The organism is Streptomyces sp. AM 4-1-1 (assembly GCF_029167625.1).
Lineage (GTDB): Bacteria > Actinomycetota > Actinomycetes > Streptomycetales > Streptomycetaceae > Streptomyces.
Map to the genome: position 1 here is coordinate 753,014 of NZ_CP119145.1, position 21,679 is coordinate 774,692.

At 72.4% G+C, this 21,679-nt stretch carries 17 protein-coding genes; 2 read left to right on the forward strand and 15 right to left on the reverse strand.

The features are described from left to right. Positions 1-148: 148 nt before the first annotated feature. From PZB75_RS02965 to PZB75_RS03035, 15 genes are all read right to left on the reverse strand, one after another. Positions 149-865 (reverse strand): 4'-phosphopantetheinyl transferase superfamily protein, encoded by a 717-nt coding sequence (locus tag PZB75_RS02965; protein ID WP_275533720.1) that lies wholly within the window; start codon positions 863-865, stop codon positions 149-151. Continuing rightward, a complete protein-coding gene (locus tag PZB75_RS02970; protein WP_275533721.1) occupies positions 862-2,292 on the reverse strand; it encodes a condensation domain-containing protein in 1,431 nt (476 codons plus the stop codon). Before PZB75_RS02970 ends, PZB75_RS02965 begins: the two co-directional genes overlap by 4 nt. Positions 2,293-2,383: 91 nt before the next feature. Further along, positions 2,384-3,823 carry an MATE family efflux transporter gene (locus PZB75_RS02975; RefSeq protein WP_275533722.1) on the reverse strand — a complete coding sequence of 480 codons (1,440 nt, stop codon included), beginning with the start codon at positions 3,821-3,823 and terminating at the stop codon, positions 2,384-2,386. After that, a complete protein-coding gene (locus PZB75_RS02980) occupies positions 3,816-4,979 on the reverse strand; it encodes an acyl-CoA dehydrogenase family protein (RefSeq protein ID WP_275533723.1) in 1,164 nt (387 codons plus the stop codon). Before PZB75_RS02980 ends, PZB75_RS02975 begins: the two co-directional genes overlap by 8 nt. Further along, positions 4,976-5,662, reverse strand: coding sequence for a hypothetical protein (locus PZB75_RS02985; RefSeq protein WP_275533724.1), 687 nt, complete (start codon positions 5,660-5,662; stop codon positions 4,976-4,978). The genes PZB75_RS02980 and PZB75_RS02985 overlap by 4 nt, the downstream gene beginning before the upstream one ends. Further along, on the reverse strand, positions 5,659-6,576 hold the full coding sequence (locus PZB75_RS02990; RefSeq protein ID WP_275533725.1) for a hypothetical protein: 918 nt from the start codon (positions 6,574-6,576) through the stop codon (positions 5,659-5,661). The genes PZB75_RS02985 and PZB75_RS02990 overlap by 4 nt, the downstream gene beginning before the upstream one ends. Positions 6,577-6,580: 4 nt before the next feature. Beyond that, positions 6,581-6,889 (reverse strand): acyl carrier protein, encoded by a 309-nt coding sequence (locus PZB75_RS02995; RefSeq protein ID WP_275533726.1) that lies wholly within the window; start codon positions 6,887-6,889, stop codon positions 6,581-6,583. Between the two features lie 5 nt (positions 6,890-6,894). Continuing rightward, positions 6,895-8,196: a type III PLP-dependent enzyme gene (locus tag PZB75_RS03000; RefSeq protein ID WP_275533727.1), complete on the reverse strand. Its 1,302-nt coding sequence runs from the start codon at positions 8,194-8,196 to the stop codon at positions 6,895-6,897. Further along, the gene (locus PZB75_RS03005; RefSeq protein ID WP_275533728.1) at positions 8,193-9,569 is read right to left on the reverse strand and encodes an ATP-grasp domain-containing protein; all 1,377 of its coding nucleotides are present in this window, start codon (positions 9,567-9,569) and stop codon (positions 8,193-8,195) included. Before PZB75_RS03005 ends, PZB75_RS03000 begins: the two co-directional genes overlap by 4 nt. Before the next feature lie 33 nt (positions 9,570-9,602). Next, complete coding sequence (locus tag PZB75_RS03010; protein ID WP_275533729.1) at positions 9,603-10,535, reverse strand: 3-oxoacyl-[acyl-carrier-protein] synthase III C-terminal domain-containing protein; 933 nt, start codon at positions 10,533-10,535, stop codon at positions 9,603-9,605. After that, a complete protein-coding gene (locus tag PZB75_RS03015; protein WP_275533730.1) occupies positions 10,532-10,828 on the reverse strand; it encodes an acyl carrier protein in 297 nt (98 codons plus the stop codon). Before PZB75_RS03015 ends, PZB75_RS03010 begins: the two co-directional genes overlap by 4 nt. Positions 10,829-10,874: 46 nt before the next feature. Continuing rightward, complete coding sequence (locus PZB75_RS03020) at positions 10,875-12,593, reverse strand: acyl-CoA dehydrogenase family protein (protein ID WP_275533731.1); 1,719 nt, start codon at positions 12,591-12,593, stop codon at positions 10,875-10,877. After that, a complete protein-coding gene (locus tag PZB75_RS03025; RefSeq protein ID WP_275533732.1) occupies positions 12,590-14,293 on the reverse strand; it encodes an acyl-CoA dehydrogenase family protein in 1,704 nt (567 codons plus the stop codon). The genes PZB75_RS03020 and PZB75_RS03025 overlap by 4 nt, the downstream gene beginning before the upstream one ends. Beyond that, a complete protein-coding gene (locus tag PZB75_RS03030; protein ID WP_275533733.1) occupies positions 14,290-16,071 on the reverse strand; it encodes a fatty acyl-AMP ligase in 1,782 nt (593 codons plus the stop codon). Before PZB75_RS03030 ends, PZB75_RS03025 begins: the two co-directional genes overlap by 4 nt. Before the next feature lie 963 nt (positions 16,072-17,034). Further along, on the reverse strand, positions 17,035-18,405 hold the full coding sequence (locus PZB75_RS03035) for a peptidase C39 family protein (protein WP_275533734.1): 1,371 nt from the start codon (positions 18,403-18,405) through the stop codon (positions 17,035-17,037). 278 nt (positions 18,406-18,683) lie between these two features. On the opposite strand from PZB75_RS03035, the gene PZB75_RS03040 reads away from it, so the two are divergent. Both PZB75_RS03040 and PZB75_RS03045 read left to right on the forward strand, forming a co-directional pair. Further along, entirely contained in the window at positions 18,684-19,313 is a 630-nt protein-coding gene (locus PZB75_RS03040; RefSeq protein WP_275533735.1) for a hypothetical protein, read from the forward strand. A gap of 309 nt (positions 19,314-19,622) precedes the next feature. Continuing rightward, positions 19,623-21,605, forward strand: a complete 1,983-nt coding sequence (locus PZB75_RS03045; RefSeq protein WP_275538559.1) for an AAA family ATPase — start codon at positions 19,623-19,625, stop codon at positions 21,603-21,605. Positions 21,606-21,679 lie beyond the last annotated feature (74 nt).

A 21,679-nucleotide genomic window follows, 5' to 3' on the forward strand; every position in this document is an offset into this window, starting at 1 on the left:
GGCCCCCGCGGTAGAGACGTGCGTCACTCCGCCGGACGGCCCGGTCCGGCCCGGCGGACGCCGAGGAGGGCCGGAGCCCGCTGCCGGGCGGGCATCGGGCGCTTCGGCCGGTACGGGTGGCGGAGCCCCGCTGTGCCGGACACCACAGTCACGCCGGCGCCGTGGGGGCGGCCACGGCGCCGGAGCGGTCCAGCACCCGGAAGGGCCGGACGCCCCGCACAGCGACCGCTCCCACATGACCGGCACCGACGGGAAGGTCCGCCACCGTCCAGGTGCCGGGAAGCCCGTGCGGCCCGTCGACCACGCAGGGCCGGGGTCCCTGGCCCACCGCCAAGCGCAGGCCCTGCACGAGCCGGCCGCCGGCCGCCTTGACGCACGCCTCCTTCCTGGTCCACAGCCGCAGACACCTCCGCACCCGGTCCGGCCCCCCTCCCTCCGCCACCCAGTCGCTCTCGTCCGGGCCGAACCAACGGGCCGCGAAGCTGACGACGTCCCGGTCCGGGCGGATGTGCTCGACGTCCACCCCGACCTCCCGCCCGTGACACAGCGCGAGCACCGCCAGGTCACCCGAGTGGGAGAGACTGAAGTGCCAGCGGCGGGTGCCCGCGCCGCCCTCCAGCTCCGGCTTGCCGTAGCGGCCGGAGCGCAGCCGTACCAGCGTGGGAGGCACCCCGAGCCGCTCCCCGAGAACCAGCCGCGTGCGGGCGTGCGAGACGGTGAAACGGCGACGGTGCTCGACCGCGCGCAGCATCGCCCGCCGGTCGTGCTCCGCGTCGTCGAGCACGCGGGCCAGCCGCTCCACCTCGGGTGCGGGAAGATCGAGCGGGAATCGCCAGATCTCCACCACCCCGGTGTCCTCGTTCACCGGGGCGAAGGGCCGGGAACGGTGAGACCCGCCACCGAAGGAAAGTCCGCCGGGGCCACGTGGCCCTCCGCGAGGGCGAGCAGCACCCGCTCCAGACCGCGCAGAAAGCCCTCGATCCTGGCGGGCGGCATCCGGGAGGTGTCGCCGAGCAGGGTGATCCGGACGCGTTTGGGTTCACCGAATACCTCGAACACCTCCAGGAAGAACGCCACCTCGTCCTGTGCCGTGCGGTCCGCCCAGCGGAAGGCCGATTCCGCCGCCGCTTCGGCGAGTCCGGCGGCGGACGGGGCGGGCAGGGCGGCGCTGTCCCAGGTCGTCGACCAGAGGTCGTTGACGAGGCAGTCCACGGCGACGCCCGCCTCCTCGGCAAGGGCGCGGGCCCGCTCGGGGCGGAACTGCCCGTTGCGGTAGGCGGCCAGGGTGGCGGACCATGTGCCGCTCAGCACCTGGGCGAAGGTCTCCCCGGACACGTCGACCGCCACGAACACCTCCTGGGCCAGGTTGCCCACGGCGTGGCGGAGTTCCGGCCGGAAGCGGTTGGCGGTCACCAGCTTCAGACCGCAGGTGCCCAGGCCCTCACCACGGGCCAGCAGGGTCGCGGTGACGGCGAGCAGGACGTTCGGGACGGTCGAACGATGCCGCTCGGCGGCGGCCCGCAGCGCCTGCGGTACGGCGCGGGAGAGCAGTTCGCCGCGCCAGAACCGCGGCTCCTGCGGAGCGCCCGGCGGCCGGGGGAAGTTGTCCGCCGGGGCCCGGCCGAGCTGGGTGCTCCAGTGGCGGAGCGCCTTCTCCTCCATCCGGACACCGGCCGGCGATGCCTCGAACCACGCCTGCTCCAGGGGCTCCCGCGCGAACGGGCGGGGCGGCGGGGCGGCCCCTGCCGCGCGGGCGGCCAGCAGCGCGTCCAGTTCCCCGGTCAGCAGGCGGACGCCGGTCAGGTCCGCCGCGAAGTGGGAGAGGCAGAGGACCACGGCCTGTGGCACCTCGTCCAGCACGCCGATCAGGGCCCGGAACGGTACGTCGGCGGTGTTGTCGAAGCCCCGGGCCTCCAAGCGCCGCGCCGCCTCGGTGAAGTGTTCACGAAGCTCCACGGCGTGCTCGGCGGCGGTCAGCCCGAGGACGTCAACCTCGAACTCCCCTACTGCCAGGACCCGTTGCTCCAGTGTTCCGTTCGCACCGGGCACCGCGAGGGTGCGCAGCGACTCGTGCCGGGCGACGAGTTCGGTCAGCTGCTCCAGGACGTCCGGGACACCCACGCCGGGCGGTACGAAGGTCGCCTGGGCGACGTTGAAGAACGCGGTGTCGGGCAGCATGGCCCTGATGTCCCGCCAGATGTGCTGCTGGCCCCAGGTGGTGGGACCGGTGACGGCTCGGCTTCCGTGGAAGGCGACCCGCCTCCTCACGGCGTCCGGTGTCCGGTGCGTCATCTTTCTTCCCCCTGTGCGGATCGGTCGGTTCGGTTCGGTCGGTTCGGCTCTATCGGTGCCGTGCGGTCGGTACGGTGCGGTCGGCCACACGTCAGGAGTGCGGTTGCCCGGCCCCGGAGGCCGGGTGGCGAGCTCGGCCGACGGCGCCGGGCGGTGCGTCCACAGCTTCGGGGGCGTCGCCGTCCGGGGTCCGGCCGGCGTGTTCGCGGGCGGCGACCCGGCGGACGAACAGGAGGGTCGTCGCCACCGCCACCACACCGAGCCCGTTGAAGCCCGCGATGGTCCGGTAGAGGGCGGCCGGGTCCCCCGTCGAGCGGGCGAGCCACCCGCCGACGGTCACCGCGCCCACGAAGTACACGGCGTTCATGGCGAGTGCCACCGGCCCGCCACCGACCTGCTCCAGTACGGTCAGCGCGGCCAGCACAAGACCCATCAGCAGATAGCTGGGGCCGACCACTTCCAGGTAGTGGGCAGTCTCCGCGGCGATCCGCCCGTCGCCGGTCATGAGTCCGGCGAACAGTTCGCGGCCGAAGTAGGAGACCGCCGCGAGCACCGCGTACGTCCCGGCGGCGATCCGGAGACCGGAATGGAGAGCGGGGGCCAGCAGCCGGCTCCGGCCGGCGCCACGATGGCTGTTCAGCACGATGGCGGTGGCCGAGCCGAGCACCAGTCCCGGCATGATCAGCAAGGTCTGCAAGGTCGCCGCGTTGGCGTAGCCCGCCTGCACCGACGGGCCGAAGGGGGCCAGTATCCGCATCAGCGCCAGATTGGAGGCGCAGATCACCAGATAGGAGGCGCCGACCGGGACGCTGACCGTGAGGAGTTGCCGGGCGGCGGCCCGGGCGGGCAGCGGCCGGACTCGGCCGGCGGCCGGGCCGAGCAGTCCGGCGCGGCGCAGCAGCACCCAGCCGAGCGCCGTGCCGACCAGCCCCGAGAGCGCGACGGCGGGCGCCACACCGTCGACCCCGAGACCGGCTTTCAGTCCGAGCAGGGCGACCCCGCCGACCTCGGTCGCGGCAGCCAGCAGGGTGACCGCCGCCGCCTGCCGTGCAAGACCGCAGCCTCGCAGGGTGGAGGCGGTCAGCGCCGGCCCCAGCAGCAGGACCGAGGCCGGGGCGATCGCACACAGGAAAACCGTGAAGTCGTCACGGGCGGTGCCGGAGACCCCCATGAGGTCGCCGAGCAGGGGTGCGGAGACGATCAGCGGCACACTGAACGCGGCACCGGCGCCCACCGCGACGCGGGCGTTGGCGAGCAACGCGGCGCCGGCCGCGCGGAGGTCGCCCGCGCCGTGCGCGACGGCGGCGGCGACCTGGTTCCCCGCGCCCAGGCCGGCGGTGAGCGCGAGGAACAGGAACTGCACCGGCATGAAGAGCGCCCGCACGTACTGCGCGTCACCGGCCATCCGGCCCATGAGCGCGAGCACGAGGAGCGGTACCAGAACGGCGGCGATGTCGGCGGGCAGCATCGGTACGGCGATCCGGAGCACCGACCTGCTCGGGCTCCGGATGGCGGGCGCCGTTTCAGCCACGGTCGATCTTCCCCTGGGACAGGCCCTGGAAGAGGTTCAGCCGCTGGATGTTGCGGGTGCCCTCCATGAACTCCACACCGCGCGCGTCACGGGCGAATTTGTCGAGCAGCGGGTGGTCGAGGCGGGCCCCGGCACCGAAGTACTCCAGTGCCTCCAGGGTGACCTCCTCGGCCAGTTGCGCGGCCCGCGCCTTGGCGGCCGAGGCCAGGGGACCGAGAGCGGGATCGTCCCGGTCGACGGCTTCACCGGCCCGGTACACCAGGCGGCGCACCCCTTCGATCCGCAGCGCCGTGCGCTCCAGCCGGGCCGCCTCGGCCGAACGCAGGGTGCGGCGGTGGGCCACGACGTACTCGTACGCGCCGCGGGCGATGCCCAGGGCCAGGGCGGCGACTCCGGGACGCAGCCGGTTGAAACCCTGGACGGCGCCCATCAGACCGCGCCGGGTGGGCGACAGATGGCGGCCGAGGACGTGTTCGGCGGGCACCTCGACGTCGGTCAGGCGGACCTCGCAGATCTGGTTGCCGCGCAGCCCGACGGTGTCGAACGGCACCGCCTCGAAGCCGGGCCGGGCGGTCTCGACGAGCGCGGCGACCACGCCGAGGGGGCCGGGCCGGGTGCGGGCGAAGACCACGCCGAGGTCACTCCGGGCGGCGTTGCCGATAAACCTCTTGGCACCGTTCAGCAACAGCGGGCCGCCCTCCGCGCCGGGGGTGAGGAGGGTGGTGAGCGAGCCGGCGTCGGAACCCCGGTCGGGTTCGGTGAGGGCGAGGAAGGTCCAGGTCGGACGCGCCATCAGCCGGCCGTAGAACCAGGACCGCTGCTCCTCGTCGCCGAGCAGGGCGACGAGCACGCCGGAGAGCGAGGGGCCGGGGGCGGCCAGCAGCATGCCGGCGTCGACGGAGGCGATCTCCTCGCAGAACACCACCCGTTCCAGCCCGCCGGTGCCGTAGTAGGCGTGCCCGTCGACCACGATCGGGTCGGGCTGGTACTCCCGCGGGACGGGGGTGCGGGCCAGATAGGAGAACAGCGGCAGGTCCAGGTGCTCGCGGACCGCCTCCGGGTCCGCTTCGAGGGGCAGCACCAGGGGGCGTATCTGTTCCGCCCACCCCCGCGCGGTGTGCTGGAGGGTCCTGAGCCGTTCGTCGAGCAGGGTCACGGGGCTTCCTCGTTACCGGCCGGGACCGCGGCGTAGACATCCGCGAGCAGTTCGGAGACATGGGCGCTCTGGCCGGGACCGTCGGCGCGGAAGCCGTGGCCGCCGAGCAACCGCAGCAGGACGCGGTCGGTACGGGTCACGATGCGGTGCAGCTCGGTCAGTTCTCCGGCCGTGAACCGGGCCCGCGGGCCGAGCAGTTCACGAAGTTGCAGGTGTTCCGTCAGGGCCTCGGCGAGGCTGTCCCTGACCAGTTGTTGCACCAGCAGCGGGCTGTCGCCGAAGGTCCGGGCGCCGAGATAGTCCAGGCACGCGTCGAGCAGCGACTCGGAGAGGCCGAGCCGCAGCCGGGCCAGGCCGAGTACCCACAGGTCCGAGGGCTCGTCCGGACCGGGCGGCAGCGGGTGGCGCAGCGTCACCAGGGTCTCGCCGTGCAGCCGTACGTGGGCGGGCACGGACTCGGCGGCACGGTCCCGCGGGGCGGTGCGGCCGCCGCGCCGTACGCTTCGCGCGGCACCAGCCGGGCCCTCCGGCAGCAGTGCGTGGCCGGCCGGGCCCAGCGGGAGCGCGCCGGGGGCGAGCCCGGCCTGGAGCGCGGTCAGCGCCGCCACCAGACCGTGTTCGCGTGCGGTACGGCGGATGTGGTCGCCCGTTTCCGTGACGGGTTCGTCGCGGACGGCGGTCATCGATCGGCCTCCTCTTGACGCGGATGCAGAGTCACCGAGCACAGGCAGAGGTAGCCGAGCGTCCGCTCGTACTCGACGAGGGTCACACGCACCGGCCCGGCGCCGAGGACGGGCACCAGTCGGGCAAGCTGCTCCCACACACCGGTGCACGGCAGTCCCCGGCCGGTGGTGACCAGCCGGGCGGGACGCCCCGTGAGCCCGGCGAGGTCCCGGTCGGGGTCGACGCCGGCTCCGGTGAGCAGCACCCCGGGGGGTGGTTCTCCGGCGAGGGCGCCGGCCAGCAGACCGGCCACCGCCTCCGGCCGTACGTCGGCCCACTGGACGAGGCGGGTGTCGGCGCTCTCGTCGGCGGTCAGCCACAGTCCCACCGCGCAGTCACCGGTGACCGACTGCTCCGGCGGCACGGGGGACAGGTACGGTCTGCCGGCCTGGTCGAGCGCCACCAGGACGGCGTGGGTGAGGCCGTCGGAGCGTGCGTACTCGCCGGTCAGCCGCAGCGCGGTGAAAGGGCCCGCCGCGCCCTGGTCGCTCACACCGATCGGGAGCGGGTCACCGGGCAGCAGCTCGCACACGTAGCCGGTCGGGGAGCGTTCCATGTCGGAGTCCTCGACGGCGTGCGCCGTGGCCAGCAGGTCGACCGGTCCGCCGAACGGGCCCAACGAGGCCGCCACGTCGCCTGCCATCTCGGCGTAGCTGTTGCGGGTCGTCCGTTCCAGGAAGCCGGGGCGCAGCCCGACACCGTAGATCTCGGACAGGTCCGCGAAGTAGTGCTCCAGCCAGGGGACCGGTCCCTGGCGGACGAACGGCCGGCCGGGCCCGAAGCGCCGGGCCTCGATCCGTCGCACTCGCAACGGCAGGCGGACCGGGCCGGGGCCGGGTGCTTCGGCCAGGGTGGCCGCGGCGCTCAGATACATGGGATCAGGCCTGCTCGATCACGTAGTCGGCGAGGGTGCCGACGGTCTCGAAGTGGCGCTGTTCCAGCGAGTCGGTGTCGAACTCGATCCCCAGCTCGTCCTCCAGACGCATCAGCAGCTCCAGCACGCTGGTGGAGTCCAGGCCGAGGTCGTCGAAGAGGCGGGGCGAGTCGTCGCCGGGCTCCAGCTCGCGCTTGAGTACCTCGCCGAGCGAATCGTTGATCCGGGTGACGACGACGGCGCGGTCGAGGCCGGCGCCCTGGGTGAGGTCGGCGCCCTGGGTGAGGTCGGCGCCCTGGGTGAGGTCGGACATGATGGTCAGTTCCCTTCGGTGCGTGCCCCGGCCTCGGCGGCCGGGGGGTCGTAGCGGTGCTGGCGGCTCAGCAGGTCGTCGGTGGTGTCTCGGTCGCGGACCAGGTGGGCGTGGCCGGCGTCCACGAGGACTTCCGCCGGGTAGCCGTGGCTGAGGAAGAACACCGGCGAGGCCGTGGGCCCGTACGCGCCGGAGCGGTCGACCCCCAGGAGGTCCCCGGCCCGGACCGGTGGCAGCAGGACGTTCTTGCCGATGGTGTCGTTGGGGGTGCACAGCGGGCCGGTGACCACCCATGGCTGGTCGGCGGGCTCGTCGAGACGGTTGAGGACCCGCATCGGGAAGTTGCGCTTGACGAAGGAGCCGATACCGACGGCCGCCATGTGGTGGTTGGTGCCGCCGTCGGCGATCGCGAAGTTCTCGCCCATCGAGGTCTTCACGTACCGGACCCGGACCACGTATGTGCCGGCCGGGGCCGTGAGGTAGCGGCCCAGCTCCAGCAGCAGCCGGGTGCCGGGGTGGGCCCGGGTGAACGTCTCGACCAGCGGGTTGAGGCGTTCGGTGAGCACCTCCGGGTCCAGGTCCCGCTCCTTCTCGAAGTAGCCGACGCCCAGTCCCCCGCCGATGTCGACGAGTTCGAGCGGGAAGCCGAGCCTCCCGGAGATCCGCTCGGCGAGGCCGAGGATTCGGGTGGAGTTCTCGACGATGACGTCCTCGTCGAGAATGCGGGTGCCCAGGTAGGCGTGTACGCCCATGAGCCGGACGTGCGGGTGGCGCCCGGCCAGGTCCTCCGCGGCGAGCAGTTGTTCCTCGTCGATGCCGAACTGGCGGGGTTTGCCCCCCATGGTCAGACCGGAGCCCTTGACCGCGAAGCTCGGGTTGACCCGCAGGGCGACCGGAGCCACCACGCCCTGCTCGGCCGCGAGTTCGTCGACCAGTTCCAGCTCGCCGAAGGACTCCACGACGATGGCCAGGACGCGCTCGGAGAGACAGGCGGCGATCTCCTCCCGGCTCTTGCCAGGGCCGAGGAAGATGATGTCGTGCGCCGGGACACCGGCCCGCAGAGCGGTCACCAGCTCGGTCATGGAGGAGACCTCGGCGCGGGCGCCGAGCGAGTTGAGCAGGGCGCAGACCGAGATGTTCGGGTTGGCCTTGAGGGAGAGGAATATCTCAAGCGCCGGGTGCAGCCGCGAACGCAGCCCGTCGAACTGCGCGCGCAGGGCTCCGCCGTCGTACAGGTAGAGCGGAGTGCCGAACTCCTCGGCGAGCCGGGTGATGCCCAGCCCCTGGATACGGAATTCACCCGTCATGCCTGCCCTCTTCCTTCGGTTTCCTTCAGTGCGGCCAGCCGGGCCGTGATCGCCTTGTCGGTCTCGTCCAGACGCCGCGGGGAGTCCCCGATCAGCAGGCCGTAGAGCCTGCCCTCGTAGGACGTGCCGTCCCGCGTGGCGGCCGCGTTGACGGTCGCGAAGTTGTTGACGAGCAGCCCACCGGAGCCGGCACCGGTGAACAGCAGGTCCGCCAGCTGGGCGCGCAGCCGTCCGAAACCGAGCGGCGCGCGCAGCCGGACCGGATAGTGCCGGGCCAGCGCGCATTGGCCGGGGCCGATGAACGCCTCCTGCAGCCGGGACTGGTACGTCGACATGTTGTGCCGGGCGTTGATCTCGACGACCGGGTAGACGCCGCCTTCGGGATCGGTCATCGCGTCCACACCGACGACGCCGAAGTAGCCGTCGGCTGCGAGCCGGTCGCCGAGCAGCGCGGCGGCGTGCCGGACGGTGTCGAGCTGGGGGGCGGTCAGCCGGGCCGGGAAACGGTGGCCCTTGTGCACGCCCCCCTCGGTGATCGCCTCCTTGACGAAGTCGAAGTGCGCCGAGCCGTCCCGGCCCACGGTGAACTGGTAGTTGAGATCCGCGGTCTTGGCGACCCACTCCTCCACCACCAGGACCACCCGGTCGTCGCCGCTGCGCTCCGCCCGCCGGGCGACCATCCGCCACAGCTTGTCGAGCCGCCGTTCGTCGTCGACGACGCTGATGCCCTTGCCGGAGACGCCGAAGGCGTCCTTGACGACGATCCGGCGGCCGGCACGCAGCAGGTTCCGGGCTTCGCCGAAGGCGGCGTCGAGTTCGGCGAGGTTGTCGCACGTCCATCCGGGTGCCTGGCGCAGCCCGGCGGCGGCGGCCGCGTCACGGCTGTAGATCTTGCTGTTGACGGCTTTGCAGAGGGCGGCCGACGGTGCGCCCAAAGGCAGTCCGGTGAGGCCGGAGAGCCGTTCCTCCAGGGCGGAGGTGCCGTGCGGGACGATCCTGGCTCCGGGCCCGAGCGCGCGCAGCTCCCGTTGGAGGGCGGGGTCGGCGAGGGCGTCCTGGGTGACGGTGCGCTGCGGGTCGCCGCCGGAGACGGTGTGGACCTGGGGCAGATCCACACCCAGCTCCTCCAGGTAGCGCAGATGGTCCGGGTCGGGGGCCGACTTGAGGACGACGTGGTCCCCTTGGCCGGCGAGCAGCAGCGTGAATTCGTCCATGCGGTTGACGACCGCGCTGCCTGCCGTGAAGGCGAAGCGTGGCAGGCCGGGCTCGCCCCGGGCCCACTCGTCCTCGACCTCGAAGTTGCCGAGGAGGACGAGCGGGGTGTCGGGCGAGCCGGTGAGTGCTGTCCTCAGCCGGCCCATGAAGTCCTGCATCTCGTGGCCGCTCCTTTCTGTCGGATGCGGTGGTCAGTGTTCGAGGACCATCGCGGAGAAGGTCGCGCCGAGGCCGACCGCCGCCATCAGATAGCGGTCGCCGGGCGTGAGCAGTCCGCGGTCGGCGGCGGTGCGGTAGTTGAGGAAGGGATCGGCGCAGAAGCAGTGCCCGGTGACGGGCACGTTGTCCAGCAGCACCTTCTCCAGGGGGATGCCGAGGTTTCGGCAGAGCCGGACCCAGGAGACCCGGTTGACGTTGTGCGGAAGGATCAGCGTGAGCTCGTCGAGGGTGGTGCGGGCCCTCTCGACGGCCGCGAGCAGTACGTCGGCGAGGGCCTGCGGGTAGGCCTGCTGGAACTGCGCGGCGACCTCGGCGGTGAGCGAGAGAGCTGCGTTGAAGCGGCCATGGGTGCGGGTCGCGTAGCCGAGCACCCGGTCGTGATCGCCACCGAGGCCCACCAGCACCGCGGCCGCCGCCTCGCCGTTGACAGCGGTACCGGGCACGGTCCTGGCGGCCGGGGTGAACGTCTTCTCCCCGGTCAGTACGAGGGCCAGCGCCTTGGGGTCGCCGTCGGCGGCCAGCAGCTTGCCGCACATGTCCACGGCGAGCAGTCCGGAGGCACAGGCGTGCTGGAACACGCTGAACACCTGGGCGTGGCGCAGGCCCAGCGCGTCGCGGACCTCGTGCAGTGGATTGACCGGGTACGGCGCCACCGCCGGCATGGTCCGGGCGTGGACGACATAACGGACCAGGTGCTCACGCCCGCGCAGCGCGTCCAGCCGCCGGGCGGTGGCGAGCATGAGGTCGGCGACCGTGCCCTCCGGCTCGCGCAGGACCTGGGAGAGGCCGAACACCCTTCGCATCACCCGTAGCTGATCACCATTCAGCCCGAGCTCCGTCCGGAGATCGGCCACCGGTACGCTCTCCGGCGGCAGGTAGGCCGACACGGCCCGGAGTGCGGTCATGGCGTCGCTCCGGGACAGTCCGCACGGTGCGCGGCGGCCAGACCGACCAGGTGGGCCGACAGCTGCTCGATGCTCCGGTGGTCCCAGACGACCGTGGGGTCGATGGGGAATCCGAGGTGATCCTCCAGATCGCCGCAGAGGACGAAGGCGTAGACGGAGCTCAGGCCGTAGTCGGTGAGCGGAACCTCGGGGTCGATCTCGGCGGGGGAACACTCCAGGTAGGAGGCGACCCGTTGGGCTGTCCACTCCCGCAGTTCGGTGTGGCGGTCGGTGCCGGGCAAAGTGGTCTCCATGGTCGTGGCTCGGTGGGGACGTACGGGGCGGGGCGGGACGGGGCGGTCAGCCGGGCAGGTCCCGGCCGGCGAGGTCGAAGCCGCGCCGGGCGTCGTCGCGTTCGAGCAGGGCGCGGTACATCGGTTCGGCCCGCTCGGCCGGAAGCCGGCCGCTGCCCCGGCCGACCCGGCCGAGCAGCCGGGTGAGGGCCGCCTCGGCCCAGAGCGGGTCGGCGAGGAACGGATCGCCGTTGTCCCGGTTGTCCCGCCAGGTGTTGAGGCAGCACGCGGCGGCCAGGAGCGCGGCGTAGCGGGCGGGCACCTCCAGAGCGTCGGCCGAGCCGCCGACCGCCAGATCGCGCGGGGCCAGTGCCAGCGCGTCGGCCCGTACCAGCTCCGTCTCCGCGGCGAACACGGTGGCCAGCCGGTGCAGTCCACGGTATTCCGCACGGCCGGCCAGCTCCTCGGCGAGCTGCGCCGGGACGGCCGCCAGGTGGTCCGGGCCGGTGGCACCGAGGGTCAGCCGGCCGAAGTCCAGCGGCGGCAGTTCGGCGCCGATCCGTGACAGCAGCTCGGGCGGGGCCCCGGCCCCCCGGGCCCGGCGGGCCGCGCCCGGCAGCTGGGGCAGGACGGTGGCCAGGCAGGCGATCCTGGCGGCGTGGCCGAAGCCGACCACCTGGAGGTCCCGTAGCTGCTTCTGGAAAATGGCGAACTCGCCCCCGCGCAGGTAGAAGTGGGCACCGAGGACGACCGAGAGCCGGTCCATGGCGTCCATCAGCTGCTTGGCGACCAGGAACTTCACCGCGGAGGCGTACATGGCGGTGGCGCCGGGCAGCAGGTGCACCGCGCGGGCCCCGGTGGTTGCCAGGGCATCGCACATCAGCAGGTCGGTGAACGTCTCGGCGAGGGTCTGGCGCACCAGCGGCAGGTCACTCGCGTACTGCCCGTAAAGACGGCGGGAACGGACGAAGCGCAGGGTGGTACGCAGTCCGGTGTCGAGGATCGCGGTGGCCATCGCGGGCAGCGCGGTACGGGTGAGCTGGAAGGAGCGGAAGGCGCTCTCGACCCCCTGGCCGAGGCGGCCGACGACGGTCTCCGGACCGACCGGGCAGTCGTCGAACTCGATGCCGCCGAGCTGGACCCCACGCATGCCGACGCTGGGGAAGCGCGGGCGGTAACGGTAGCGGTCGGCCGGCAGCAGTTCCTTCTCCACGAGCAGTTGCGAGTGGCTGCGCGAGCCGGGTCTCTCCGAGGTCCGGGAGAAGATCACCAGTGCCTCGGCGCGTCGGACGTTGCTGACGAGCTCCTTGTGGCCGTGCAGCCGCAGTGTGCCGTCCTCCTGTGGGCGGGCGGTGAATTCCGCGCCGGCGAGATCGTTCCCGTGCTCCAGCTCGTGGTAGACCGTCGCCACCCGGCCGCCGCGCAGCAGGATTCCGGCGAGGCGGCGCCGCTGCTCGTCGCTGCCGGAGGACCAGACGTTGACCGCGGCGATGAAGGAGGAGGCTCCGTACCCGAGACCGAGCGCCGGGTCGCGCCGGAACACCGCGCGCATCACCTCGACCAGCCGGTCCAGGCGATCGAGGCGGCCTCCGAGTCCGACCGGGACGAACTCGGCGCCCAGGCCGTACTCGTCGAGCAGGTGCTCGGCACCGGCCACCACCTCGTCGCGCTCGTCGGCCGCGACGGTGGCGGCGTGGCCGACCGGGTTGGCCGGTTCCCAGGGGTCTCCGAAGCGTCGTTCGAGGTCGGCCGCGTCAGACCGCGGAGCCGCTGTCGTCCCGCTCACGGGATCTCCTCTTCGGTCAGGACCAGGACCGGCCGGGCGGTCGCGCCGACGGACTCCAGGGTGTCGAACAGCTCGTCGAACTCGGCGCTCTCGTGCCGTCCCGGGGACGGCCGGCCGAGCAGTGCCGCGAGTGCGGCCCTGGCCCAGAGCCCGTCCTGCCACAGCTTCGACCGGGCCGGGCGGCGGCTGCCCGCCAGCCACAGATGGAGCACAGCCGCTCCGGCGAAGCACTCCTCGTAGCACTCGGCGAGCTCGAAGGACCTCGCGGACGCGGTCGGCGAGGGCCGCAGCGCGGCCAGTTCGCCGTGCAGCGTGCCGCAGCGCTCGGCGAGCCGCTCGGCCAGGGCGAGCAGCCTGGGGTCGGTCCCCGGCCCGGCGCGCAGTTCGGCGACGGCGGCCGGCAGGCTCTGGACGAGGCTCGACCCGCCCCGGGAGACCAGCTCCAGTCGGCCGGGGTCGGCGGACGGCAGGGGGGAGGTGAGGGTGACCGCCAGGGCGAGCCCGGCCGCGTCCACCCGGGCCTCGCGGTAGCGGCGGGCCAGTACCGGGAACTGATTGACGAGGGCGTTCCGGTTGACCGCCTGGTTGCCGTCGAAGATGCCCACCACCCGGTGGTCCCGGGCGAGCTTCTGGAAGCCGCCGTGCTCGTACAGTTCCGTCAGGAAGGCCCGGCTGCCGAGCAGTTCACCGCAGTCCGCGATGAGTTCGTCGACGCGTGCGGGCACGAAGGCCTTCACCACGGAGGACGCGACACTCTGTTCACCGGGCAGAGCGGCGATCGAGCGGTTCGCCACCGCGCCGACCGCCTCGCAGGCGAACAGCGTGGCGTAGGCGCGTCCGAGGGTGCGGCGTACGTGCGGGAAGCGGATCAGCCGACGGCCGTACAGCTCGCGTCCGGCGGTGAAACCGACCGCCTGCCTCAGCGCGTGGTCGGCGGCGCCGAGGGAGAGCGCCGCGCAGACCGTACGGGTGAGCTGGAGCGTCTTCAGAACCGTTTCGGCACCACGGCCGACACTGCCGACCAGGGCGTCGTCCGGCACCCGGGCCCGGTCGAAGGCGATGCCGCTGATGTCGGCGCCCCGGATTCCATGGGTGCGCTGCTTGGGCAGGCAGCGGTGACCGCCGGGCGCGAGCGCGTGTTTGTCGACCAGGAAGAGGCTGTGGCCACGCGGTCCGCCGGCCGGGTCGGTGCGGGCGAGCACGCAGACCAGTTCCCCCCGGGTGGCGTTGTTGATCAGCCACTTCTCACCGGTGAGCCGGTGACCACCGGCGGGGTCGGGTTCGGCCACCACCTCGGTGGCCAGCAGGTCGCTGCCGTGCGCCCGCTCGGTGAGTCCCCAGGAGACCGGTGCCCCAGCGGTGATCCGGGCGGCCAGAGCGCGGGCCTGCTCCGGGGTCCCGGCCATCCAGACGCAGGCCGCCCCGAGGTAGCTCTTGGCGTGGCCGATCGCCACCGTGAGGTCGCGTCCGGCGATCACCCGGATCAGGTCGGCGAGCCCCTGGTGGTCGATGAGCGCCCCGCCGAACGCCTCGGGTATGTAGTGGCGGGACAGACCGAGCCGGTCCAGTTCCGCGCAGATCGCCTCGGGGAACTCCTCGGCCCGGTCGAGCTCGGCGCAACGGGCGTACGAGAACAGTGTCCGCGGGTCGGCCGGATTCCCGAGCGCCCGCTCCAGCCCGGCGACGGTCAGCGCGCTCACCGGGCCGCACCGGCGCCGGCGCGCGTCGCGCGGGCGTGTTCCAGTCCGGGGCTCACCTGCTGGTGGACCACCCGCAGTTCGCCGTCGAGCAGCAACTCCCTGGTCAGGCCGCGCTGGATCTTGCCGCTGGTGGTCCGCTGCACCTCGCCCGGCCGTACCAGGACGACGTTCGGCACGGCGACGCCGAACTCACTGCCCAGCACCTGCTTGACGCGGTCGATCAGCTCGTCGGCGGTGGTGGCGCCGAGCTGGGCCGGGCGCGTCTCCTGGACCACCACCAGTTGATCCCCGGCGGCCGGCACGGTGAACACGGCGGTGGCGGTACGCCCCAGCGCCGGATGGGTGCTGCGGACGGCGGCCTCCAGATCGTGCGGGTAGAGGTTGCGGCCGTGAAGGATCAGCAGTTCCTTGATCCGGCCGGTGACGTACAGTTCGCCGTCGGCCAGCACCCCCAGGTCCCCCGTGCGCAGCCAGCCCCCGAGGCCGTCGCGGGTGACGGAGCCGAAGGTCAGTTCGCTCTGCCCTTCGTTCTCCCAGTAGCCCCGGGCGATGCTCGGTCCGCGCAACCAGAGTTCGCCGATCGTGCCCTCGGGCAGCACCCGGCCGTCGGCGGGGTCCACCGCGACCGCCTCCACGCCGGGGCAGAGGCGCCCGCTGCTGACCAGCAGGCGCACCGCCTCGGCCGGTGCCGAGGGACCGGCGGGGCGGAACTCGTCCTTGGTGAGCGCTTCGACGTCGACCGCGGTGATCACCGGCGGTTGGTAGGAGGGGGAGCCGGAGACGCACAGGGTCGCCTCCGCCATGCCGTAGCCGGGGGTCAGGGCGTCACCGCGCAGTCCGGCCGCGGCGAAGCGCTCCGCGAAGGCGGTCAGGGTCCGGGCGCGGATCGGTTCGGAGCCGTTCATCGCGTGCGTCCACCGGGACAGATCGAGTCCGGCCAGTTGGGCGTCGGTGATCCGCTGGGTGCAGAGGTCGTAGGCGAAGTCGGGGGCCGGCGACACCTGGAGGTCGTACGCGTCCATCAGCCGCAGCCACAGGTGCGGGCGCTTGAGGAAGGTCGCCGGGGACATCAGCACCGTGGTGCTTCCCAGGGTCAGCGGGGTGATCAGGAGTCCGATCAGCCCGAAGTCGTGGTACATCGGCAGCCAGCCGCCCCAGCGGGTCTCCTGGCGGACATCGACCGTGCCACGGAATGCCTCGGCGTTGGCGAGCACGTTGCCGTGGTCGACGACAACTCCCTTGGGTTCGCTGGTGGATCCGGAGGTGTACTGGAGAAAGGCGACCGTGCGTGGACCGAGCGCCGGCTCGCGCCACTCCCCGGCGGGCGGCAGGGAGCAGGGGTCGGCGGTGAGCACCGGAAGATCCTCAAGACCGCATTCCCGGGCCCAGTCGGTGACCGCCGCGGCCGTCGCGGTGTCGGTGAGCACGGCTCGCACCCGGGCGTCGCGGGCGATACCCGCCAGCCGTTCCCGCTGACGCCGGTAGCCGTCGGGCATCGGCGCGGGTACGGCGATCACGCCGGCGTAGAGGCAGCCGGCGAACCCCCGGGGGAAACCGAGGCCCGGCGGATGGAGCAGCAGCACCCGGTCGCCCTCGTCCACCCCTTCACCCTGGAGCAGGGCGGCGGTGCGGCGAGCGGTCTCGTCCAGTTCCGCGTAGGTCGTCTCCTGGTAGGCGGCGGGGTCGGCCGGGTCGGAGCTGAACCCGACCGCCGGCCGGCCGCCGTGCGCGGTGGCCCGCTCGCGCAGCAGGGCCACCAGGCTCTCGTGCTCAGGCATTCGGCAGACCTCCTGCGTTATTACTCTTCGTGTTCCGTTATTCGGATTTCCCGAGCCGAAAAATGGTCGGGTAAAACCGCGTGACGGAATGGTCGAGAATTTCCGAAGCGGCTGTTCGCGGCAGAGCATACATGCTCGCAAATAGTTCGGAATAGCGGGCTCCGTCACGTGGTCCGGAAAATGAAAGAGCGCCGCTTCTCGGACCGGCATCAAACGGTCCGGAAGTCGGAATCGACTGCCCGTAAAACACGTGGGTCCCGGACGCGAAGGCATGCGGCTCTTTCGGTTCACCCTTCCGGCGAACCGCTCTCCGTCGGCCGCAGGACCATCGGGACCTCGCCGCCTGCACCGACAGTCCGCTTCAGCCGCCGCCCATCGACCTACGGCGGCGGGTGTTCATCCGACGGCGAGGGACGGCGGACTACCGCCCGGTACGGCGATGTCGACGCCGAGCAGCGGTTTCGCGGTGACGGCCGCCCCCTCCCGCGAAAGCGCATGATTTACCGTACACGGTCAAGCCGGGAGGCCCCGCCGGCAGGCCGACAGAACCCGAACAAGCCAATCGCTCACCGAGCATAAGGGCATGACGGAGGACTTGAAAAGGCTTGAGTTAATACTTGGGAGTAGCCCGGTGACCGGTATCCGGATTCCGGATATCCGTGACAGCGCGTCACACCACGGAGGACGGGAGGTGAGCAGGAGAGGCCATCGCGCCGTCCGAACGCATTCCCGAACCGGAGGAATCCGTATCGGTATGCACATTCCGAACTCCGCGGCACGGAAGAAGTGACCGGGCGGAAAGCGGCCCGAACAGCACAAGTCGGCCGTGGGGCGCGCGGCCGTGAGAATTCCGGCCGCCGCACGACGTGCGGTCCGGACGGATCACCCCACAGGGCCACCCTCCCCCGGCACGCCCGGCAAGCCGCCGTCGGGCGACCGGAACAGCCGAGGCGCGGCGCACGCTCACAACAGGCCGAGCGACTCCAGGACCCGGTGCTGCTCCTGCGACGGGCCGACGGGCCAGTAGACGTAGCAGACCCCTCCCGTGCCGCTCCTGACCTGGCCGTTCGCGTCGTAGCGCTTGGTGCGCAGCCAGATGTTCTCCCATTCGCGCCGCCGGTAGACCCGCCGGACGGCCGCGTCGCTCGGCGAGGCGGGGTCGTTGGCGATCACATCGCCCCCGGCCGTGAAGCCGATCACGGCCATGAGGTGGCCCGAGGTCCCGTAACCCGCCCCGGTCAGCTCCTCCTTCAGGAAGGACTGGGACGTGATGACGGGGATGCCCGACCGGACCAGGGCCTCCAGATCCTTCAGCGACCCGAGCCGGGTCACGACCGCGTTCATGTCCCGGTACGTGGCGGAGTAGGCGGCGTTGAACGGCCAGTTGCCGCAGCCCTCGTACCGGTAGTCGTACGTGAACCTGGCCGCGTGGCAGACCTGTGGGTCGACGGTGCCCGGCTCGACCCAGGCCAGTTCCTCGGCGGTGGGCCGGCGCCCCCAGTACTCGATGACCATCTGCGAGGAGGTGGGGCTGCACCACGCCTCGCCGCCGTTGTCGTACTCCGGGTACTGCCCCTCATGAATGTTCTGCGAGTAGCGCGGCACCGCCAGTTCGGGTGCGCTGCCCGGCGTGGCGGCGGGCACCGTGAAGCGGTCGGGAACGTCCGAGGCCATCGCCCCGAGCCGCCGTACCGTCGGGGTGAGCCCGCTGCCCGGCCTGCGGTACAGGGTGAGCCGCAGCCGGTACGAGACCAGCCGGAGCCCGCCGGCCGGATCGTCCACCGAGAGGGTGTCGGTCCAGACCGAGCTGCGGCCGTCCTTCTGGCCGTCGACCGAGGTGCGCCGGATGTCGCCGTCCCCCGCCGCCCACCGGCCCATGACGTACCACGGGGTGGCGGTCTCGTCCGTGTACGTGCCGCACATTTCGACCTGAGTCCAGGTGCCCGGAGGGGTTTCGGCGTTCCAGGACGCGATCATCTCCGTCGCGGGGACGGCGGAGCGGTGGACCGGTGAGGTCCAGGTGGCGTACTCCCAGCCGCTGGTCCGTCCGGTGTGCGGGTCGGTGTACTCGGTGCGGCCGGCCGGGGTGCCGATCACCAGACCGGGGCGGTGGCCCCCGGCGTCCCGGGTCCCGGAGCCGGAACCGGAGCGCCAGTCGTCGCGGGTGGTCCAGAAGTGGTTGTCCACGGGCGGCCGGCCCGCCCGGGTTCCGTGCCGCGGGGCGGTGGAGCGGGCCGCCGCGCCGGCCGGGCCCGCGGACGACACCGCCCCGGCGCCCGCCGCGGCCGCGAGCGCGGCGGTGAGGACGGTCCTGCGTGAGGTCGGTCCGGTCATGGGCGAGACCCCCGGTCATGAGCGGAATGGGGCTGCGGGGCACAACGTGTGCGCCAACTATCCCGGGTCGCTCCGGGTTCGGCCAGCACTCCACACGGCGTGGCCGAATCCGTACCGGTACGGCCCACCCATGACCCCGAGGACGCCGGGGCGCGCGTCCTCGGCCGGGGCAGGGGGCAGGCGCGCGGACGGGCGAACCGGCGACACGCGCGGGCGGGGCGGTGGAGCGCGTCCGCCCCCGGCCGACACGGGTACGGGCCGGCTCGTAGCCTGGGCACATGGACGACCTGACCGAACACGCCGCGCGGCTGCGCGCCCTGCCGCCGTCCTGCGGACCGGTCCGGCTGATCGCCGTCGACGGCCACGCGGGCTCGGGCAAGAGCACCTTCGCGGCCCGGCTCTCGGAGGCGCTCGGCGGCGCCCCCGTGCTGCACCTGGACGACCTGGCGAGCCATGCCGAGCCCTTCGCCTGGACGCGACGGCTGTGGGACCAGGTGATCGTCCCGCTGACGCGCGGGGAGCGCGCGCACTACGCCCCGTACGACTGGAACGAGCGGCGCTTCGGGCCCGTCCGCCCCCTGGAACCCGCTCCGGTGGTGCTGATCGAGGGCGTCGGAGCGGGCCGCCGGGCGCTACGGCCCCGTCTCGCCCGGTTGTTGTGGATGGACCTGGACTCCGCCCGGTCCTGGGAACGCGGCAGGCGCAGGGACGGCCCCGCGCTCTCGGACTTCTGGGACGGCTGGACGGCGGCCGAGCAGCGGCACTTCGCCGACGAGCCGTCACGTCCGTTCGCGGACGCCCTCGTCCGGCAGCTGCCCTCGGGCTACGAGTGGCTGCCGGGACCCCGTGCGGCAGCGGGAGCGAACCGTTTCGTCACCGACCGTGAACGCCCGGTTCCACCGTCCTGAGCGCCCGGAAGTCGAAGCGGAACATCCTCAACTCCGCTTGACCCCGGGGCCGTACAGGTCTTACGTTCTCAATGTGCGGCTTTTCGGAGCCCCGCGGACACGAAGCCCCCGGTTGTTCCCCCGTGATCGGGGGCTTCGTTCTGCCCCCGACGCCATCGCGCACCACCATCCGCTCACCGTCGGTCACCGCGACGTCCGGCCCGCGACGCCCTTGTCCACATCACTCCCCGCACCGGTACGATGCCTCTCGGTGCGCGTAATTCCCGTCAGCGATACGGCGATCCGGTGATTCGACGCGTTCCGGTGGGCATGCTGTGCGGGCGGGACATCCTGGGGGCACTGTTTGTGGGGGACCTGATGGACATCGGCACGCAGGGCGCGCAGGCCCCGGCCGACCTCGCCTGGCTGCGCGGCATGGACGCGTACACGATGGGCGCCTATCCGCAGGCCGAGGAGGAGTTCAGAGCTGCCGTACGGTTCGACCCCGCGATGGCTGACGGCTGGCTCGGGCTGCACGCCCTGCGGGTCGACACCACCACGGCACTGCTGCGCATGTACCGCCACCGTGACCGGTTCGGCGAACAGCGCGCCCGCCACCGCCGGACTCTCAACTCCTGGTACTGGCTGGGCTGGTGGGTACAGCCGGTGCTGGAGACTCCGCGCGATCTGCTGCTCGCGCACGCCTCCCACTGGCTGGACGGCCGCCATGTTGCCGAGCTGGACCGGGCGTTGGCGGGACTGCCACCGGTCGACGCCGATCCTCAGGTGCGCTTCCTGCATGCCTGCCGTTCCTATCTCGTCAAGGACTGGGAACAACTCGTCCGCCACACCGAGCGGTTGGTCGACGATCCACTGCTCGGCATCGAGGCCGGACTCTTCGGCGGGATGGCCCGGGTCCGCCTGGAGATGTACGGACAGGCCGAGCCGCTGCTGTCCGCCGCCCTGATGCGGTGCAGGAGTGAACAGCCCCAGCGCAAGGAGCTGCGCTACTGGCTGGCCAGGGCTCACGAGGGCACCGGTCGCAGTGCGGCGGCGCTGCCGCTGTACCGGGCGGTGCACCGGGTCGACCCGTCCTTCATGGACACCTCGGCGCGGCTGGCGGCGATCAACGACCACGACGGGCTCGACGGCTCCGAAGAGGTGGCCGGGCTCGCCGCCATGTCCTTCGCCGGGACGGGCGCCGAGGCCGGCACCGAGGCCGCGGAGGCGCAGCCCGAAGGGGAGACGGTGCTCGGCACCGACCTGGTGGACGGCCGGGAGCCCTGGTCCGGTGGGACGCAGAACCTGCCGGAGGCGGGGGCGGAGCCGCCCCGGCCGGAAGCGGAACCGCCCGCGGCCGATCCGCCCCGTAAACGGGAGAAGCGGTCCGTGCCCCCGCCGTCCCCCTCGGGGCCGAGCGATCCGGAACTGCTCGCCGACGCACTGGCGGAGCTGGAGCGGATGGTGGGTCTGGAACCCGTCAAGCGTCAGGTCAAGGCGTTGTCGGCGCAGCTGAACATGGCCCGGCTACGGGCCGGGCAGGGGCTTCCCGTACAGCCGCCGAAGCGGCACTTCGTCTTCTCGGGGCCGTCGGGGACGGGCAAGACCACGGTGGCCCGCATCCTGGGCCGGGTCTTCTACGCGTTGGGTCTGCTCGGCGGTGATCATCTGGTGGAGGCCCAACGAGCCGATCTGGTGGGTGAGTTCCTGGGCCAGACCGCGGTGAAGGCGAACGAGCTGATCGACTCGGCGATCGGCGGGGTGCTCTTCCTCGACGAGGCGTACAGCCTCTCCAACACCGGCTACAGCAAGGGCGACGCGTACGGGGACGAGGCCCTTCAGGTGCTCCTCAAACGGGCCGAGGACAACCGCGACCATCTCGTGGTGATTCTCGCCGGCTATCCGGAGGGCATGGACCGGCTGCTCGCCACCAACCCGGGGCTCTCGTCCCGTTTCACCACCCGGGTGGACTTCCCCAGCTACCGACCGCTCGAACTCACCGCGATCGGCGGGGTGCTGGCCGCCGAGAACGGCGATGTGTGGGACGACGAGTCGATGGACGAGCTGCACAGCATCAGCGGGCACGTCGTCGATCAGGGCTGGATCGACGAGTTGGGCAACGGGCGCTTTCTGCGCACGCTGTACGAGAAGAGCTGCGCCTACCGGGATCTGCGGCTCTCCGGCTACACCGCCGCGCCCACCCGGGACGATCTGGCGACGCTGCGGCTGCCGGATCTGATGCAGGCGTACGGCGAGGTGCTGTCCGGCCGGGGTTCGTCGGGCCGCGGCCGGCAGGAACCTCCGCCGCTGTGACGGCGGCGCTCCCGTACGGTTCCGTACGGGAGCGCCCCACCGACGGCCGTCGAGGTCACGGCGCCAGGAGCTGT

What these genes read in the sequence shown, in the direction of transcription:
- PZB75_RS02970 (WP_275533721.1), bottom strand. Translation starts at nt 2,292, where the DNA reads ATGACGCACCGGACACCGGACGCCGTGAGGAGGCGGGTCGCCTTCCAC.
- PZB75_RS02985 (WP_275533724.1), bottom strand. Translation starts at nt 5,662, where the DNA reads ATGACCGCCGTCCGCGACGAACCCGTCACGGAAACGGGCGACCACATC.
- PZB75_RS02990 (WP_275533725.1), bottom strand. Translation starts at nt 6,576, where the DNA reads ATGTATCTGAGCGCCGCGGCCACCCTGGCCGAAGCACCCGGCCCCGGC.
- PZB75_RS02995 (WP_275533726.1), bottom strand. Translation starts at nt 6,889, where the DNA reads ATGTCCGACCTCACCCAGGGCGCCGACCTCACCCAGGGCGCCGACCTC.
- PZB75_RS03000 (WP_275533727.1), bottom strand. Translation starts at nt 8,196, where the DNA reads ATGACGGGTGAATTCCGTATCCAGGGGCTGGGCATCACCCGGCTCGCC.
- PZB75_RS03005 (WP_275533728.1), bottom strand. Translation starts at nt 9,569, where the DNA reads ATGCAGGACTTCATGGGCCGGCTGAGGACAGCACTCACCGGCTCGCCC.
- PZB75_RS03010 (WP_275533729.1), bottom strand. Translation starts at nt 10,535, where the DNA reads ATGACCGCACTCCGGGCCGTGTCGGCCTACCTGCCGCCGGAGAGCGTA.
- PZB75_RS03015 (WP_275533730.1), bottom strand. Translation starts at nt 10,828, where the DNA reads ATGGAGACCACTTTGCCCGGCACCGACCGCCACACCGAACTGCGGGAG.
- PZB75_RS03030 (WP_275533733.1), bottom strand. Translation starts at nt 16,071, where the DNA reads ATGCCTGAGCACGAGAGCCTGGTGGCCCTGCTGCGCGAGCGGGCCACC.
- PZB75_RS03035 (WP_275533734.1), bottom strand. Translation starts at nt 18,405, where the DNA reads ATGACCGGACCGACCTCACGCAGGACCGTCCTCACCGCCGCGCTCGCG.
- PZB75_RS03040 (WP_275533735.1), top strand. Translation starts at nt 18,684, where the DNA reads ATGGACGACCTGACCGAACACGCCGCGCGGCTGCGCGCCCTGCCGCCG.
- PZB75_RS03045 (WP_275538559.1), top strand. Translation starts at nt 19,623, where the DNA reads ATGCTGTGCGGGCGGGACATCCTGGGGGCACTGTTTGTGGGGGACCTG.